The sequence below is a fragment of the Sporosarcina sp. P19 genome (assembly GCF_002743165.1).
GTDB lineage: Bacteria > Bacillota > Bacilli > Bacillales_A > Planococcaceae > Sporosarcina > Sporosarcina ureae.
Genome location: NZ_PDYR01000003.1, coordinates 16,002 through 32,597 on the forward strand (window position 1 = coordinate 16,002; position 16,596 = coordinate 32,597).

A 16,596-nucleotide genomic window follows, 5' to 3' on the forward strand; every position below is an offset into this window, starting at 1 on the left:
GGCAACAGCAATACGCAGAGATTGACTAAGACAGCACGAAACCCTGTATAATAATCCAATCATATATTTTCATAACTCGTCTATTATGTACAGGTTACATGTTTATACACCGTTATCCCTTGGCAGTAAATGAGGGATGGCTAATTGAATAAAATCTTCCGGTGTAATTTCGTTACTCTTTCTTTTCCATTCTACAGAAGCTCCGTAAATTCCCCAGCTTAATATAACAGCGGTAATTTTCAACCCTTCATCTTCTTCCGTGTGATGTGGTTTTAACAGCATTTTATAAAAAATGATTTCGAGCTGTTCTCTAATATTCCGAGCAATGGTATCCTCATATCCTCTGTGACAACGATTCGATAATGATTGTTGGAAGTTCGTGATCGCTACAAATATACTGGTGATGACTTCTTCATTTAATTCCTTGTGTTGGTAATTACTACAATCCAAATTTACTAATAATACTTCCGATAGTACCTTTTCCAATAAGTCATATATATCTTCAAAGTGGTAATAGAACGTGGCACGATTAATCATCGCTTCAGCTGCAATATCTGTAATGGTAATATCTTTAAATTCTTTTTTACCCGACAGTTCCATAAAAGAATCCATGATTAATTTACGAGTTCGTTGAATTCGTGGGTCCGTCTTTGGTTGATTCATGTTGTTATCCCTCCTACTTTTCCAACAATTTCATCAATGTGTTGCATAAGCGACAAAATCCAGTTTCTATTGGTGTTGATAAATTTCATTATGTTATAGAATGTAGTTGTATTCAAATGATTAACCCGTGAAGTAATGAATACTTCTTACAATATGCATACACAGTAGGAGTAAACACGATCAGTAACTTAATTTAAGCGGACGAAATTGATCGATACGTATTGTATAGAAAAGAGGAATAATTCATTGAAAAACAACAAGAATATGATATGTGATATAGAAACAGGTGTATGTGGAGAAGCTGGAAATGAGGAGATGGAAATCATCGACTTTAATCAGCCGGCAAAAAAGATTAATCTTTATTACGTGACGGATCCTATTTGTTCTCATTGTTGGGCGATTGAACCTGAGCTCCGTCGTTTTGTAGAGCAGTATGGTAGTTATTTCAACATGCATACGGTGATGGGCGGTTTGTTAGAAAAATGGCATGATGGGCCTATTGATCGCGCAAATGGAATTTATAAGCCAGCTGACGTCGCGGGTCACTGGAGAGAAGTTGGAGAACATTCAAGAATGCCGATTGATGGTAGTGTAATGATTGATCATCCCGTACAATCTTCGTATCCACCATCTCGTGTATATAAAATCATTCAAAAAAACCATAGTGACGCACTAGCATCTGCTTATCTACGTCGTACAAGAGAAGAACTGTTCGTATTCAATCAAAATATTTCGGAGCGCTCTGTAATGGTGGAGATCGTCAATACACTAGGCCTGGATGGGGAAGCGGTTGTCAATGAAGCTGAACAACCAATCGGACAACAATTATTGAATGAAGACTTTGCTTTAGCTAGAAGTTTAGGCGCTAGAGGTTTCCCAAGTATTCTGATGATCAATGCGGAAAATAAGGGCGTGAAAATTGTAGGTGGCCGTCCATTTGAATCATACGTAGACGGATTAAAAAAAGTGCTAGACGTGGAAGTACTTCAGCCGAAGGAACAACCAGCACTTTCTAGCTTACTTGAAAAAGAGAGACTACTTTTTTCAAAAGAAATTGAAGTCATGTACGATGTTGAACAATCCAATATACCTTCCTATGTAGAAAAAGAACTACCATCAAATCGTTATCAAGCAATAGAAATGCTAGGAGAAATCTATTTCACAACGACTGAATCCAAAGGAGAATGATCATGACATACGTATTACAAGTCGATTTTAAGATGAATGGGCCATTCGGACAAGAAATGGCAGAGGGCTTTGCTGACTTAGCGAAGAGTATCAATGAAGAAGAGGGATTCATTTGGAAAATATGGACAGAAGATCCTGAAGCAAATGAAGCCGGTGGAATTTACAATTTCGAAACAAAGGAATCAGCTGAAAAATATGTAGAGATGCATACAAAGAGATTAGCTAGCTTTGGCATCACTGACATTAACACGAAAATCTTTGCTGTCAATTCTGCACTTACTGCGATTAATAGAGGACCCGTAAAATAAAAACTGAAGTATTTGTATAAACACTTTGGATAGTCGATTTTATTATATACGGTGAAAAAGGGGGAGTTACTAGTGTTACAAAAACTTGCAGCAGGAAATCATACGGTGCCGTTTAGAGGGCCATTCACCATTACACGCATTCAACCGGGGAATATTCTTGGAGATGAAACGACAGACACTGCATTTGGACCGTTAGCGATCATTGATCATGCGGTAATGAAAAAAGGGTTAACGATTAACATGCATCAGCATATAAATGATGAAATCTTAAGCTATATTAGCTCAGGCGTCATGCATCATCGAGATTCGGCGGGTTTTGAAGCGCCTATTGCACGAGGAAAATTAATGATGATGAATGCAGGGGCTGGCTTTTGGCATGAAGAAAAAGTGAAAGAAGATGAGGTCGAAATGCTTCAAATCTTCATCCGACCAAATGAAACCGATCTCTCACCAGAAATTCAATTTCATAATAAGCCGGTAGACAATGAGGATTGGTATGTCATGGTAGGTCCTAAAGGAAGCGAAGCACCTCTTTATTTGCGACAACACGTCTACATACTAGACGCGCATCCTAGAGCGGGTGAAGCGCTAGACGTTCCAGCCTATACAGGTCTTACACCTTTTCTATACGTCATGAATGGGGAGATCACGATGCAGCATCTCACAATCGGCAAACAAGAAGCGGTAACCGATGTAGTCAATCCACTCCCATCGTTTATTGCGAATGAAGACGCTACTATTGTATTGTTCTTTGTTGATCTGAATGCGCCCATGTCTATAGATGGAACTATTAGTGGTTGGACGAACTAGCCGACGGATTCATTAACATAATTTAAAGTGTTGACATATGAAATGGACCCATGGTATATTTATATCGAATTCGAGATAAATTAATTAATTGCAAATATAGTCAGATTTCCAATTCACGCAATCTCATTTTTTTGAGTGAAATTACCTCGAATTAATAATAAATTAATTCAGTCTAATGATAGAGGGGAGTATTTCGTATAAATTAAAAGCAATTTATTACGTAACAGCTATATTTAGCTATGGTAAAGAATTATAAATTTTTCACCTATATATTAGAAATGCGTTTCGTGAAAAAATGGTTTCATTGAAAGGAACAAAATGATAGCAGCAGTGAAACCAATCGATAAAGAGTAATTGTCTGGAGTTGGAATGTAAAATGGGCTTTTTCAGTAAAATATTTGGAACAACACAAGAGGAGGAAATAACTATGACAAAATCAAACATAGGGATAATTTTAGGATCAACACGTGAGGGACGCGTTAGTCCACAAGTGGGAGCATGGGTAAGGAAATTGGCAGATCAACGTGGAGACGCACATTACACGATTATTGATATCGCTGATTATAAATTACCACTTTTAGGTGAAGCGGGTGGCGATGCATCAGGCGCAGCTGCTTGGTCAGAAATCATCGCAAAACAAGACGGATTCGTATTCATCGTACAAGAATACAATCATTCCATTTCGGCTTCACTTAAAAATGCATTAGACTACCTTCGTGTAGAGTGGAACGACAAAGCAGCAGGTATCGTTTCATACGGTTCAGTAGGCGGAGCTCGTGCTGCAGAACATTTACGTGGTATTTTGAGTGAATTATCCGTGGCACATGTTCGTGTTCACCCTGCATTATCATTATTTACAGACTTTGAAAACGGCACAGAACTCAAACCAGCTGATGTGCAAGCTGCTTCAGTCAATCAAATGTTAGACCAAGTCATCCCATGGACGACGGCATTAAATACAATTCGTAAATAATGCAATAGTAAAAAGTCTTTAAATGGTTTATAGGAGTAGAACTATGAACTAAGTAATCATGATTTAAGTTATAATCAAACAAAATATATTGAATTAGAGATAATTACGCTATGTGATCATCTTAACACTTATAAAAAGAGGAGAGTTTTAAATGACAAAATGGAATGTAGATGCAGCGCACACGAACGTAGGATTTTCGGTTAGACATATGATGGTGTCAAATGTGAGAGGTAGCTTCACTGGACTTGAAGGGTCAGTGACTGGAGATCTAGACAATTTAACAGATGCAAAAATTCACTTTACGATTGATGTGAACACCATTCATACAAATAATGAAGATCGTGATAACCACCTTCGTTCAGCTGATTTCTTTAATGTAGAACAGTATCCGAATATTACATTTGATTCAACTGAAATTGTTAAAACAGGAGAAGACGAATATGATGTGACAGGGGATCTGACAGTTAAAGATGTTACGAAGAAAACTACGTTTAACGTGACGCGTACCGGAGCTGGAAAAAATCCTTGGGGTGTAGATGTAGTTGGTTTTGAAACAGCAATAAAAATTTCTAGAAAAGAATATGGTTTAACTTGGAGCCAAACACTAGAAACAGGCGGCGTATTAGTAGGCGATGATATTAAAATCACAGTAGAACTTCAAGTGAATCCAGCATAATGAATTTGCAATTGTTGAGTTCATTTACAGAAAAGGCGATCAACCACTACAAAAAATGATGAGAAAGTGTTCATTGCCAGTAGTAGCATTACGTATGGGGTAGATTAGTTAGAAAAGAAAAACGTGTTAAGAAGATAACCGTGTCCGAAAGTTCGTCAGGTTATATATGCTACAATAAAATTTGTAGTTTTATCCTTTGATATCTCGAATTCATAATAAATGGTTTGGTGCTAAATGTATAGTGTTTCGACTGGAGCGCTAACGTTTTGGGAACAACGGGTAGACGTATGTAACGAAGACTAAACGATCTAGTGGCTTTAGAGAATAGTTAGGGCGTAAATTACAACACATCTACTGATCTTTAACTGATGTATATACTAAAAGAAGCTAGTGATTAGAGTTTAAATGTTCGTGAAATCTTTAACAAACGACATTTTCATTCTGAACTAGCTTCTTTTAGTGCGTATCTTTAAAAAATTTTAAAAAGGTGTATCCTTATTCAAAAAGCTCTCTATATAGCTAGTGAAGAGGCAAATAGCTGTCGCTTACAACTAGTTAGTAGGGGGAAACCATAATGCAAATGAACCATGAAGAATTTCTACAATTTCATCCACACACAGCAGCGAAGATCGGACTCAATGAATCGATGTTCCTGCAACAAATCCATGAGCTATCTTTCGGCCCGAATGATACGGAAGAAGGAACGCAGTGGGTGAGTAGGTCGTATAAGGAGTGGCATACCGTGATGAGTTTCTGGTCAATGGCTACGATTATCCGCGCGATACGAAAACTGGAGAAATCCGGCTACATTCGTTCAAAGCGACAGAACTTTGGGGAAAAGATGTATCTCATAAATTATGAAGTATGTGAGTCGAATGCGATACATCTGCTACAACCAGCGAGTGAAGAAGTATTGAACATCAATTAACGACTAATACAGAAGAGTGGAGGCCTAACGCATCCGCTCTTTTTTCGTGTGCTTTTGTAACTCGAAAAAATATTTTCAAAACCAGTATCCTTATGCAAAAAGCCTTCTATATAGTAAGTGAAGTGGTGGATTGCTATCACTTACATACATTCTAGGAGGAATTCAATATGAAGTTATTAATCAATGAACAGCCATTACAATTACTACCATCACTTGTACATTTAGTGGGTTTAAATGAGGCGTTATTTCTGCAGCAACTGCATTTCCGTTCACTCATTTCAAAAAACGTGCGCGACGGCCATCAGTGGGTGTATAAAACGTATGATCAATGGCTAGAGGAATTTTCGTTCTTGTCACGTATGACAATTAAACGCACGATCTATAATTTGGAAAAACAAGGATACCTCATTTCGACTTCAGAATACAACAAGATGAAAATTGATAAGACGAAATGGTATCGGATTGATTACACCAAACTACCCGCTTTTTCTATTCAAAATGATACGTCGGTTGAAGAAGTGATGCCGGCAAATAGTGAACTGGAAATAGATCATGCGACGTTTCAATCTGATACATCAACAGATCAAAAAGAAGACGATGCGATGTTTCAATCTGATACAACGGACGTTTCACTTCGAAACGCTGTGTCGTACCAAAGTGAAACGAAGGACTGTACCAATGTGGTACGGCCTATAACCAAAGAACTTAAAGAACTTAGAAAAATAAAGAATAAAGAGCTTGTCGAGAAGCCTCTCGACGTTACGCATTTCGTCATTGCTTATTTGAATGAGAAAACCGGTAAGCAATTTAAAGCTACATCCGCAGCTACTAAGAAATTTATTAACGCAAGAGTGAAAGAAGGCTATACACAACAGGATTTCGTACAGGTCATTGATCTCAAAGTGTCGCAGTGGAATAACAATCCGGAATACCGAGCATACTTACGTCCTTCGACGTTATTCAACCCGACGAACTTTGAAAACTATTTGAATGAACAACCGGCAGTTCCTGTACAAGCTACGCAAAGACACGTGCCTCAGTCACCTGTATTGGATTTTAGCCAAGGGGAAAATTTAGGCTAGACCGCCTGTGTAAACGAGAAACTATAACGTTGAAAAAAGATTGTCATTTTGGATCTCGAAAGATTGACACGTCGCCTATAAAAAAGCATGATTAGAGTAAATGTACGGTAACTATATTGCCGAATACACGTGATCAACGAAAGAGGTTTTGAGATGGAAGAACAGAAATACGAATACTTGGCGGATAACCCAAATAGTAAAGTAATGCCTATTATGTTGGCTCTTATTATCGGTGCATTTTTCGCCATTTTGAATGAAACACTATTGAACATTGCACTGATCACACTGATGGATCAGTTTTCCATCACGTTACCGACCGTGCAATGGATGGCAACGGGCTTCATGCTTGTCATGGCAGTCGTCATCCCGATCTCGGCTTTACTTTTACAATGGTTCACGACGAGGCAATTATTCCTCGGTACGATGACCGTATTCACGATTGGAACGATCGTAGCTGCGAGTGCTCCGACGTTTCCTATTCTATTAATGGGTCGCCTAATACAGGCTGTTGGAACAGGGTTACTGATGCCGATCATCTTCAACGTATTCTTACTCATTTATCCACCGCATAGACGCGGCAAGGTTATGGGCATCATCGGACTCGTCATTATGTTCGCACCAGCGATTGGTCCCACGTTATCAGGTGTAATCGTGGAATATCTTGGGTGGCGTTACTTATTTATCCTCGTCATTCCATTCGCATTATTTTCTATCGGATTCGGTTATAAATACTTGATCAATATTACGGAAGTTACAAAACCTAAAATTGATTATATTTCATTGGTCTATTCATCGATTGGTTTCGGATCACTCGTGTATGGATTCAGTTCAGTCGGTGAAAGTGCAGATGGATTTGCGAATCCTCGCGTCTTGCTGTTGATTGGTGTCGGTGTAATCGGAATTGCGCTTTTTGCTATAAGGCAACTAAAGTTGAAGGAGCCGGTCATGGATATGCGCGTGTTCCGTTACCCAATGTTCACGCACGCGGTCTTCTTGTTCCTGATCATTATTATGGCGATGTTCGCTTCTGAAATCATCTTGCCTATCTATATGCAAGGACCACTGGCACTTAGCGCAGCGACAGCAGGTTTAATCCTACTGCCAGGCAGTATATTGAATGGTATTATGTCTCCATTCATGGGGTCATTATTCGATAAATTTGGTCCACGTGTGCTGATGATTCCAGCCACAATCGTTCTTAGTGGAACGATGTTCATGATGAGTCGATTGACGCTCGATACACCGATTTGGGTTGTTGTCACGAGTTATATTTTGCTTATGCTCAGTGTCTCTGCGATTATGATGCCAGCCGAGACGAATGGACTGAATCAATTACCTAAGCGGTTATATCCGCACGGCACGGCCGTGATGTCGACGCTACAACCTGTTGCTGGAGCTATTGGCGTGTCGGTATTTATTAGTATTATGAACGCGAGACAATTGCACTTCTTAAAGAAGTCTACGACGCCTGAAGACGCACTTACTGCTGATTTGGCTCTCGTTGCTGGTGTGGAGCTTGTGTACTTTATCGCGTTTGCCATGTCGCTTGTGGCGGTTGTGCTGTCGTTTATTGTGTACCGTGCGACTCCACGGGAAGATGTGGAAGGAATCAAATAACTGAAGAATCCTCAATCCTTACAAAAGGGTTGAGGTTTTTTATGTGGTTTACTGCAAATCTATGTAAAAACCGCTATAAGCTCAACAAGTTGACTTTAAAAACATATAATACTAATATGAATTAGTATACCTAGTAAATTAATAGGAAAAGGGTGTTATACAATGACTACGATAAGAGTACAACCGGTCAATGACGTAAAAGGACCGGTTGAACGGGAAGATCTTTTATTGAATCCTCCGCAAAAACTATTGATTGCGGGTGGCGTACTTGTGGCAATAGTGTTATTCGCTTATTTACTAGCCACTCAGCATATTTCTCAATCGATGCTTCTCGGCATTGGGTTATTACTTGGCTTCACTCTCTTCCATGCACGCTTTGGCTTTACATCCGCATTCCGGCGCATGGCGTCAGTCGGAAACGGCCAAGCGATGCGATCGCATATGCTAATGTTGGGCATAGCGGTAACGTTATTTGCTCCGATTTTAGCTTATGGCGCTACATTTTTTGGTGGCCCGGTAGCCGGCTATGTTTCGCCTGTAGGTGTTAGCCTCATCGTAGGTGCCTTTGTCTTTGGAATCGGCATGCAGCTTGGCGGTGGCTGTGCTTCCGGTACACTGTACGCTATAGGTGGTGGACGTACTGTTATGTTCGTAACTCTAGCATTCTTCATTGTCGGTGCTACAGTTGGCGCGTACCACTTACCATTCTGGACGGAAGAAATGCCTGCATTCGCTCCAATTTCATTGGCTACTTCTACTGGTTTAGGCTATGGTGGCGCTTGGCTTGTGTCGATTGCACTATTTGGATTCATTGCCTGGATTACTTTGATTATCGAGAAAAAGAAAAAAGCGCCGAAAATGGCAACACTTCCTACTGAAAGAGGATGGAAACGAATTTTTCGTGGATCTTGGCCTTTGTTTGCAGCTGCAATTGTATTAGCAGTGTTGAACGCATTAACATTACTTACGCGTGGTACGCCTTGGGGCATTACTTCTGCTTTCGCATTATGGGGTTCCAAAATAGCTTCTATTCTGGGCTTTGATGTAGCGAGTTGGGGGTATTGGCAAGGGGCCAACGCATCCGCGCTAGAAGCATCCATTTTCACTGATTCCACTACGGTATTGAACCTTGGGGTTATAATCGGAGCATTCGTCGCTTCAGCAGCTGGCGGTTTATTCAAATTCACACGCGTGACTGTTGGTAATTTCGCAGCTTCTGTCATAGGTGGTTTGATGATGGGCTATGGCGCACGTCTTGCATTTGGCTGTAATATCGGTGCCTACTTCGGCGGCATTGCATCATTTAGTTTACACGGATATATTTGGGGGATTCTCGCACTTGCTGGAACGTTCTTGGCCTTATATCTCCGGCCTTTGTTCGGACTTACGGTACCGAAATCCAATGATTCTATTTGCTAATGAAAATGAAACAATGAAATTCACAAAAAAGCACCAGATCCACAATATAGTTTCGTGGATCGGTGCTTTTATAGTATGTACTTCTCACAACAACATCCGCAAATACTTCTCAAAATTCACTCCCGCCTCTACTGACGTATCGTATAAAGCAGTATCTTCTATGGCAGCGAGCAAAAATTCCTTTGCAAGCGTGATCGCCTGTTCCATGCTCACCCCACGAAGTCGACTGCCCATCAGTACCGATGCGAATAAATCACCAGTGCCTGAATAACTTTTACCATTGTACGGCACCGTAGTGAAAAGTGAATCCGTCTCGTTAATATACATATTGCCGATAGAATCTTGCCGGCTAGGTGGCTGGATTCCTGTAATGATAATTTCAGCGCCGGTTGATAGTTGGAGTTGTCTACCTGCGTCCTCTACGCTCTTCAAGTAATCCTGTTCATCCATGCAGCTGTGCAATACATCATAGCTATAACCGGTCAGCAAACAGCATTCCGTAATGTTCGGCGTAATAATATCCGCCCGCGCGACAAGAACCTTCATTTGATCAAGAAGTTCTTCGTCGAAATTATCATACGCTTTTCCATTGTCACCAAGCACCGGATCCACGAGCAAAAGTGTCCGATCAGTATAAAAACTTTCGAGAAACGTGAGGATTTGGTGAATTTGCTCTTTGCCCGTAATATAACCGGTATGAATGCCGTCAAATGAAACATTGAGCTTCTTCCACTCCTCCGTATAGCGCGGTATGACATTCGTAAGATCATGACAGTAATAGCTCGGATATTCTGTTTGTGCAGACAGAACCGCTGTAGGCAATGGACACGCTTGCACGCCCATTACGGAAAGTACTGGAATCGCGGCCGTGAGTGAACATTTACCGAATGAAGACAAATCTTGAATAATTGCAACCTTTTTCATGGGGAATCCTCCGTAAATTGCTATGTATTATACGTATCATAGCATAAAGAATGCAGTGGATTGTTGTAAGAGAACTAGTGATAACTAGTTCATTCATTACATATCATTCTTTCGATAAACGAGAAATTTTCAAAAGGTGTATCAAGCATATTTTATAATCAAATTTCATGGGTTACAATACAGAGCATGGAGGGTATACATATGATCAACCGAACGTTTCGAGTCGTTGAGGTGATGATAGGGAATGAAAATAAACAAGACATACAAACTCAGAAAACAAAAGAAAGTAGGTAATATCTTGGTTAATAATAATGAAGATTATTCTAGCCATTTCTCAGAAGAAAAGTTTTGGGATAAAATTCTTAAGTTTGGTAAAAAAGCAGGAGTGAAGTTAACGTACGGGGCTCTATTACTATTCTATACATTTAAAAAGCCAACAGTTCCGAAGAAGGTAAAGTCTACTATTTTGGGTGCTCTAGGATACTTTATACTACCGGTGGATCTTATACCAGACTTCACACCGATCGTGGGATATTCCGATGATTTGGCGATCGTTGTGGGAGCATTGCTAGTCGTAGCTACGTATATTGATGAAGATACAAAACAACTCGCAAAAAATAAAGTAACTGACTGGTTTGGAGAAAATGCTATAAAAGATACCGATTCCTTGGATGATGAAATGGTAAAGACTATACAAAGTAAGAAAGAGAAGAAGGAGATGAAGATAGAGAATAAGAAAGTGAAGAAAGAGAATAGGGAAATTAAAAACATCCCCAATGAGTAAATACTCATTGGGGATGTACAAGTGTACCTTTTTTAATGTACTGATTAAATAGTATAGGCAGTTATATAAGCGTAACATAGTAAAAAAAGAAATATTGTATTTATTGAGATGAATAAAAAGATTATGTGAATATGTAATTAAACGTACACTTTTCTATGATATGATGGTTTAATAGTAAATAACTTACTAGTTAGAAAGTGAGGAGAGAGTATTGAGGATTCGAAGTTCACTTCGGTTATATGATGAATTCATTTTGAGTTTAGTATCTTATGAGTCTCGATGAAAAAGGGGGAAAGGTATAATAATAGAATGAAATAATCTCAACGACCACCATTCATTGTAAGCGGTTTCAAACTGGAAAGCATATTTAGCCTCGAAACAAATCCATACCCTCACTTCAGAAATAAAAGCACGTCTCGTAATAGAAAATTTCACTAAAAAAGAAATCATTCATGAAATGTAAAAATTAGCGATGTTGCTAACTAAAAAGGGAGTTTTGGAAAATGAAGAAATTCATACTGATGATCGTACTACTAGCTGTATCTGTATTAGTACTTGCCGCTTGTGGTACCGATGACGAGAAAGCATCTGAAGGTACTGAAGATCAAGGCTATAAATTAGTGAATGAAGGAAAATTCACATTTGCTGCAAGCGGGCTGTATAAACCATTTAGTTTTGAAGAAGACGGTAAACTTACAGGCTTTGATATAGAAATTGGAAATGCGCTTGCTGAGAAAATGGGACTTGAAGCGAACCCCGTGACGAATCCATTTGAAACGATTTTACAAGGGCTAGTTGGGAATAAGTTTGATGCAATTATTGGTTCTATGGCGTATACAAAAGAACGTGCAAAGCAAGCGGACTTCACCGAGCCTTACTATTATTCGGGTGGAATGATTTTCGTTGCAAAGGATAATAACGAAATTACATCTCCCGAAGACTTAAATGGCAAGAAAATTGGTGTAGTAGCTCAGTCCACATATGAAGAACCTGCTAAAGAATTGTCGGACGATATCCAGTATTACAGTAGTGATGTAGTAGCATTAAAGGATTTAACCGTTACAGGTCGTTTAGATGCAGTGATCACTGCGGACATCGTGGGCTATGAAGCGATTGAAAACGGATTTGAAATCAAAGAGGTCGACAAGCCGATGTGGGTAGAACAACCTTCTGTCGCGGTGAATAAAGAAAATCCAGAACTAACAAAAGCGCTTGATCAGGCATTACAACAGATGATTGACGATGGGACGTATGAGGAAATCTCAAATAAATGGTTCGGTCGTAATTTACTTGATATTGATTTAGAAGGTGTCGAGTTATTGGAGTAAATACAATATCCACCCATTTTTTAGAAAGTTGGTGTGCCGGTGCCTGAGTTTTTACTAACATTTTATGTCGTATTCAAAAATACGTACAAAGGATTTTTACAAGCAGGTTTACTAACCATCGAAATTACGGCGATCGCAGTTGTAATCGGAGTGGTCTTAGGTGTCATTTTCGCCCTTATGAAAATTTCAAACTCCAAAATACTGCAGATGATCGCAAATATTTATATTACGCTAATTCGAGGAACACCGTTAATTGTTCAGATTATGTTTCTATACTTCGGTATCACATCCATTATTGTTTTAGATAACTTTTGGGCAGGTGCCATTGCATTAGGTGTCCACAACGGTGCGTACATTGCAGAAATTTTCCGTGGATCTATTCAAGGAATTGACAAAGGGCAACGAGAAGCAAGTCTTGCACTTGGGATGAATAGTTCATTGACGATGAGACGGATCGTCTTTCCGCAAGCTTTACGTCGTGCGATTCCGCCGCTCGGAAATCAATTCATCATTACATTAAAAGATTCGTCACTAGTCTATGTCATTGGTGTATCTGAAATGTTTGGTGTGGCAAATCGTGTAGCTGCTTCTAACTTTAAACAATTCGAAACGTTTCTCGTAGTGGGTCTTTATTATCTAATTCTCGTTCTTATTTTTAGCGCTCTATTAAGATGGTATGAGAACAAATTGGATGTGGATAAATAATGGGGGCAGATACGATGATTAAAGCAGAAAATATTCACAAGTCATTTGGAGATTTGAAAGTGTTAAAAGGTATCGAAATGGAAGTGCACCGTGGAGAAGTGGTGGTTCTCATCGGGGTCAGTGGTTCAGGAAAGAGTACCTTCTTGCGGTGTTTAAACTTTTTGGAATTGACAAATGAAGGCGTAATCACAATTGATGGAAAGCAAGTCAATCAGAAGAAAGACAATTTAGCCAAAATCCGAGCGGAAGTGGGAATGGTGTTTCAACACTTTAATTTATTTCCGCACAAAACCGTCTTAGAGAATGTAATGGAAGCGCCTTTAATGGTCAAGAAAATGGACAAAGTACAAGTGAAGAAGATGGCACACGAGATATTAAAAAAGGTCGGTCTATCCGAAAAAGCAGCAGTCTATCCTAATAAATTATCTGGTGGTCAAAAACAACGTGTTGCGATCGCTCGAGCACTTGCCATGGAACCGAAAGTCTTATTATTCGACGAACCAACTTCTGCTTTAGACCCTGAACTGGTTGGGGAAGTGTTGCAAGTCATGCAAAACTTAGCGGAGGAAGGGATGACGATGATCGTCGTTACACACGAAATGAAGTTCGCGAAAAATGTTGCAGATCGAGTAATTATGCTAGACGAAGGAGTCATCATTGAAGATTCTGATGCAGAGACGTTCTTTAATCACTCAACAAATGAACGAACACTGCAATTTCTAGAAATGGTGGACGTATAAGAACGGCAGAAAAGCTTGATTCCTATTTTCACAAGAGGCACCAGATCCCCGAACAGTACTTCATTGTTCAGAGATCTGGTGTCTTTTGCTTTACATCTACGATCTGTACTGCTCCCGTTAAATGCGTACTTCTGAGATTTCCCGGGAAACCTTGAAGCGTTGAAAATTCATAAGAAACCCAATATACGTCTAACCTATCGTAATAATTGAAACGATTATCCTTCGATGTATAGGTGTTTATCTATTCTTTGTTCTGGTCATACTGTTAGTAGAAATGGTAAGCACTTTGTCGAGGAGGAATACAGTGGAAAAGAAACAACATAAACAGAACGAGGGTCAAATGGAAGAGCGAGAAATACTTACGACGCGCCAAGGTCATCCGGTACAGGACAATCAAAACATCAGAACAATTGGCGACCGTGGCCCTGCTACGCTTGAGAATTATCATTTTATCGAAAAAATATCTCATTTTGATCGTGAGGAAATACCTGAACGAGTAGTCCATGCAAGAGGCTCGGGTGCGTTTGGTTATTTTGAGACATATGGGAAAGCTGGGAATGAACCAGTTGAAAAGTACACCCGTGCCAAAGTGTTTTCGGGTGCTGGAAAGAGAACGCCTTTAGTCGCGCGTTTCTCTACTGTAGCGGGCGCTAAAGATTCACCCGAAACTGCACGAGATCCACGGGGATTTGCGGTGAAGATGTATACAGAAGATGGCAACTGGGACTTAGTAGGTAATAATTTGAAGATATTTTTCATTCGGGATGCAATGAAATTCCCCGATATGATTCACGCATTCAAAGCTGATCCAGCTTCCAATATACCGCATCCACAACGCATGTTTGATTTTGTCTCGCGATCCCCAGAATCTATCCATATGATTACGTTTTTGTTTTCACCATGGGGCATTCCCGCCACGTATCGTCACATGCAAGGCTCTGGTGTGAATACATACAAGTGGGTCAATGACAAAGGCGAAGCGGTACTAGTGAAGTATCATTGGGAGCCAAAGCAAGGTATCCGTAATTTAACACAGGAGGATGCCGATGCGGTACAGGCAAAAAACGTTGCACATGCGACGCAAGATTTATCTGAAGCTATTGAACGTAAAGAGTACCCTGAATGGGAACTTTTTGTGCAAATTATGGAAGATGGATATCACCCAGAACTGGATTTTGATCCGCTTGATAATACAAAGCTTTGGCCGGAAGAACAGTTTCCTTGGCTGCCAGTAGGGAAGATGGTGTTAGATCGCAACCCTGATGACTTCCATATGGACATTGAGCAAGCGGCTTTCGGAACCGGAGTACTTGTAGATGGAATGGATTTTTCAGACGATAAAATGCTTCAAGGCCGTACATTCTCGTATTCCGATACACAACGTCATCGAATCGGCACGAATTATCTCCAGTTGCCTGTAAATGCACCGAAAAAAGAAGTACGGACAAACCAGCAACGTGGTCAAATGGACCAACGCGACGCCAACGAGTCGGGAGACAATCCACATATTAATTATGAACCATCCATGCTCGGTGGATTTCGAGAAGCAACAGGGGAAAGCCGGCCTCCGCACAGACCTACGTATAACGCAGCGGCAATGAGCGCGCCAATTGACCGACCGAATAATTATGGGCAAGCAGGCGAGACGTTCCGGCAGTTTGAAGAATGGGAACGAGAGGAATTAATCAATAATCTTTCCGATGCGCTCGCAGCGTGTGATGTACGCATACAAAAAGCGATGATCGAACACTTCACGCAAGCGGATTATGAATACGGGCGTCTTGTACAAGCGGGTATTGAACAGAAAATAAAAGAACTGGAAGGATCGGCGGCAGAACCTAACATCCCTGGTCGTGAGTCAGGTCAATCAAAATTTGGACAGGGCACACCTGATTCTAAAACGGCTGTGAAAGATGCAGTGGACAAAGGCCATGAAGCAGATCCTTATTGATTAAAAGGTTTAGCGTCTTTTATCCAAGCTGAAATATGTTGTGAATGAAGAGTGAGTAGCATCTGTATAGGAAACGAATGTGATTGTGCAAGCAACTACATTTGTGTCGTATATAGATGCTTTTTTATTTTCAGATCCTATTTTTCACTTTGACGGTTTTATGCAGAGTTTAATGAAATAAATGACAGAGTAGTTAGAATATTCACCAGAGAAATGATATACTTTATACTAAGTAGTGTCTGTAGGTGATTGCACTGAATGAGTAACATGTGCAAAAGATGCAAGTGGAACTAGAGTAGAATACTTGTTTTCATAATAAAAATATCACTTACAACCCGCTAAGAAGATTGAGAGGTGAAGTTGTGAATAAGACCTTTTGGATTCCATTAATAGTTTCATTTGGAACGATGATAGTACTCTATATCATAGGCTTTATAGCGAATATAGATAGTCTTATATTTAATATTTCACTCTCGCATACTGAGATTTCACTAGTACCG

16 protein-coding genes are annotated in these 16,596 nt (G+C 39.9%); 14 read left to right on the top strand and 2 right to left on the bottom strand.

Annotated features, from left to right (window positions below; genetic code table 11):
* Window positions 1–102 precede the first annotated feature (102 nt).
* Complete coding sequence (locus CSV74_RS04910) at window positions 103–663, bottom strand: TetR/AcrR family transcriptional regulator (RefSeq protein ID WP_099690793.1); 561 nt, start codon at window positions 661–663, stop codon at window positions 103–105.
* A 264-nt stretch (window positions 664–927) separates the two neighbouring features.
* On the opposite strand from CSV74_RS04910, the gene CSV74_RS04915 reads away from it, so the two are divergent.
* From CSV74_RS04915 to CSV74_RS04955, 9 genes are all read left to right on the top strand, one after another.
* Entirely contained in the window at window positions 928–1,851 is a 924-nt protein-coding gene (locus CSV74_RS04915) for a DsbA family protein (RefSeq protein WP_199170320.1), read from the top strand.
* 2 nt (window positions 1,852–1,853) lie between these two features.
* Window positions 1,854–2,159 (top strand): monooxygenase, encoded by a 306-nt coding sequence (locus tag CSV74_RS04920; RefSeq protein ID WP_099690795.1) that lies wholly within the window; start codon window positions 1,854–1,856, stop codon window positions 2,157–2,159.
* Window positions 2,160–2,231: 72 nt separating this feature from the next.
* The gene (locus CSV74_RS04925; protein WP_099690796.1) at window positions 2,232–2,969 is read left to right on the top strand and encodes a pirin family protein; all 738 of its coding nucleotides are present in this window, start codon (window positions 2,232–2,234) and stop codon (window positions 2,967–2,969) included.
* A 376-nt stretch (window positions 2,970–3,345) separates the two neighbouring features.
* Window positions 3,346–3,942, top strand: coding sequence for an NADPH-dependent FMN reductase (locus CSV74_RS04930; protein WP_199170314.1), 597 nt, complete (start codon window positions 3,346–3,348; stop codon window positions 3,940–3,942).
* 151 nt (window positions 3,943–4,093) lie between these two features.
* Window positions 4,094–4,618: a YceI family protein gene (locus CSV74_RS04935; protein ID WP_099690798.1), complete on the top strand. Its 525-nt coding sequence runs from the start codon at window positions 4,094–4,096 to the stop codon at window positions 4,616–4,618.
* A 574-nt stretch (window positions 4,619–5,192) separates the two neighbouring features.
* A complete protein-coding gene (locus tag CSV74_RS04940) occupies window positions 5,193–5,546 on the top strand; it encodes a hypothetical protein (RefSeq protein WP_099690799.1) in 354 nt (117 codons plus the stop codon).
* 167 nt (window positions 5,547–5,713) lie between these two features.
* Window positions 5,714–6,628 carry a conserved phage C-terminal domain-containing protein gene (locus CSV74_RS04945; protein ID WP_099690800.1) on the top strand — a complete coding sequence of 305 codons (915 nt, stop codon included), beginning with the start codon at window positions 5,714–5,716 and terminating at the stop codon, window positions 6,626–6,628.
* A 153-nt stretch (window positions 6,629–6,781) separates the two neighbouring features.
* On the top strand, window positions 6,782–8,245 hold the full coding sequence (locus CSV74_RS04950) for an MDR family MFS transporter (protein ID WP_099690801.1): 1,464 nt from the start codon (window positions 6,782–6,784) through the stop codon (window positions 8,243–8,245).
* Window positions 8,246–8,407: 162 nt separating this feature from the next.
* Window positions 8,408–9,664: a YeeE/YedE family protein gene (locus CSV74_RS04955; protein WP_099690802.1), complete on the top strand. Its 1,257-nt coding sequence runs from the start codon at window positions 8,408–8,410 to the stop codon at window positions 9,662–9,664.
* A gap of 84 nt (window positions 9,665–9,748) precedes the next feature.
* On the opposite strand, the gene CSV74_RS04960 is transcribed toward CSV74_RS04955, so the two are convergent.
* Window positions 9,749–10,588: a pyridoxamine kinase gene (locus CSV74_RS04960; RefSeq protein WP_099690803.1), complete on the bottom strand. Its 840-nt coding sequence runs from the start codon at window positions 10,586–10,588 to the stop codon at window positions 9,749–9,751.
* 298 nt (window positions 10,589–10,886) lie between these two features.
* On the opposite strand from CSV74_RS04960, the gene CSV74_RS04965 reads away from it, so the two are divergent.
* From CSV74_RS04965 to CSV74_RS04985, 5 genes are all read left to right on the top strand, one after another.
* Entirely contained in the window at window positions 10,887–11,372 is a 486-nt protein-coding gene (locus CSV74_RS04965) for a YkvA family protein (protein ID WP_369823685.1), read from the top strand.
* Window positions 11,373–11,875: 503 nt separating this feature from the next.
* The gene (locus tag CSV74_RS04970; protein ID WP_099690805.1) at window positions 11,876–12,700 is read left to right on the top strand and encodes a transporter substrate-binding domain-containing protein; all 825 of its coding nucleotides are present in this window, start codon (window positions 11,876–11,878) and stop codon (window positions 12,698–12,700) included.
* A 39-nt stretch (window positions 12,701–12,739) separates the two neighbouring features.
* Window positions 12,740–13,405, top strand: coding sequence for an amino acid ABC transporter permease (locus tag CSV74_RS04975; RefSeq protein WP_099690979.1), 666 nt, complete (start codon window positions 12,740–12,742; stop codon window positions 13,403–13,405).
* 14 nt (window positions 13,406–13,419) lie between these two features.
* Complete coding sequence (locus CSV74_RS04980) at window positions 13,420–14,145, top strand: amino acid ABC transporter ATP-binding protein (protein ID WP_099690980.1); 726 nt, start codon at window positions 13,420–13,422, stop codon at window positions 14,143–14,145.
* Window positions 14,146–14,485: 340 nt separating this feature from the next.
* Complete coding sequence (locus CSV74_RS04985) at window positions 14,486–16,096, top strand: catalase (protein WP_099690981.1); 1,611 nt, start codon at window positions 14,486–14,488, stop codon at window positions 16,094–16,096.
* Window positions 16,097–16,596: the final 500 nt, after the last annotated feature.

Bases quoted from the DNA above. Each gene is read 5' to 3' on its own strand.
- CSV74_RS04910 (WP_099690793.1), bottom strand. From the start codon at position 663: ATGAATCAACCAAAGACGGACCCACGAATTCAACGAACTCGTAAATTA.
- CSV74_RS04915 (WP_199170320.1), top strand. From the start codon at position 928: ATGATATGTGATATAGAAACAGGTGTATGTGGAGAAGCTGGAAATGAG.
- CSV74_RS04920 (WP_099690795.1), top strand. From the start codon at position 1,854: ATGACATACGTATTACAAGTCGATTTTAAGATGAATGGGCCATTCGGA.
- CSV74_RS04930 (WP_199170314.1), top strand. From the start codon at position 3,346: ATGGGCTTTTTCAGTAAAATATTTGGAACAACACAAGAGGAGGAAATA.
- CSV74_RS04935 (WP_099690798.1), top strand. From the start codon at position 4,094: ATGACAAAATGGAATGTAGATGCAGCGCACACGAACGTAGGATTTTCG.
- CSV74_RS04940 (WP_099690799.1), top strand. From the start codon at position 5,193: ATGCAAATGAACCATGAAGAATTTCTACAATTTCATCCACACACAGCA.
- CSV74_RS04945 (WP_099690800.1), top strand. From the start codon at position 5,714: ATGAAGTTATTAATCAATGAACAGCCATTACAATTACTACCATCACTT.
- CSV74_RS04950 (WP_099690801.1), top strand. From the start codon at position 6,782: ATGGAAGAACAGAAATACGAATACTTGGCGGATAACCCAAATAGTAAA.
- CSV74_RS04955 (WP_099690802.1), top strand. From the start codon at position 8,408: ATGACTACGATAAGAGTACAACCGGTCAATGACGTAAAAGGACCGGTT.
- CSV74_RS04960 (WP_099690803.1), bottom strand. From the start codon at position 10,588: ATGAAAAAGGTTGCAATTATTCAAGATTTGTCTTCATTCGGTAAATGT.
- CSV74_RS04970 (WP_099690805.1), top strand. From the start codon at position 11,876: ATGAAGAAATTCATACTGATGATCGTACTACTAGCTGTATCTGTATTA.
- CSV74_RS04980 (WP_099690980.1), top strand. From the start codon at position 13,420: ATGATTAAAGCAGAAAATATTCACAAGTCATTTGGAGATTTGAAAGTG.
- CSV74_RS04985 (WP_099690981.1), top strand. From the start codon at position 14,486: ATGGAAGAGCGAGAAATACTTACGACGCGCCAAGGTCATCCGGTACAG.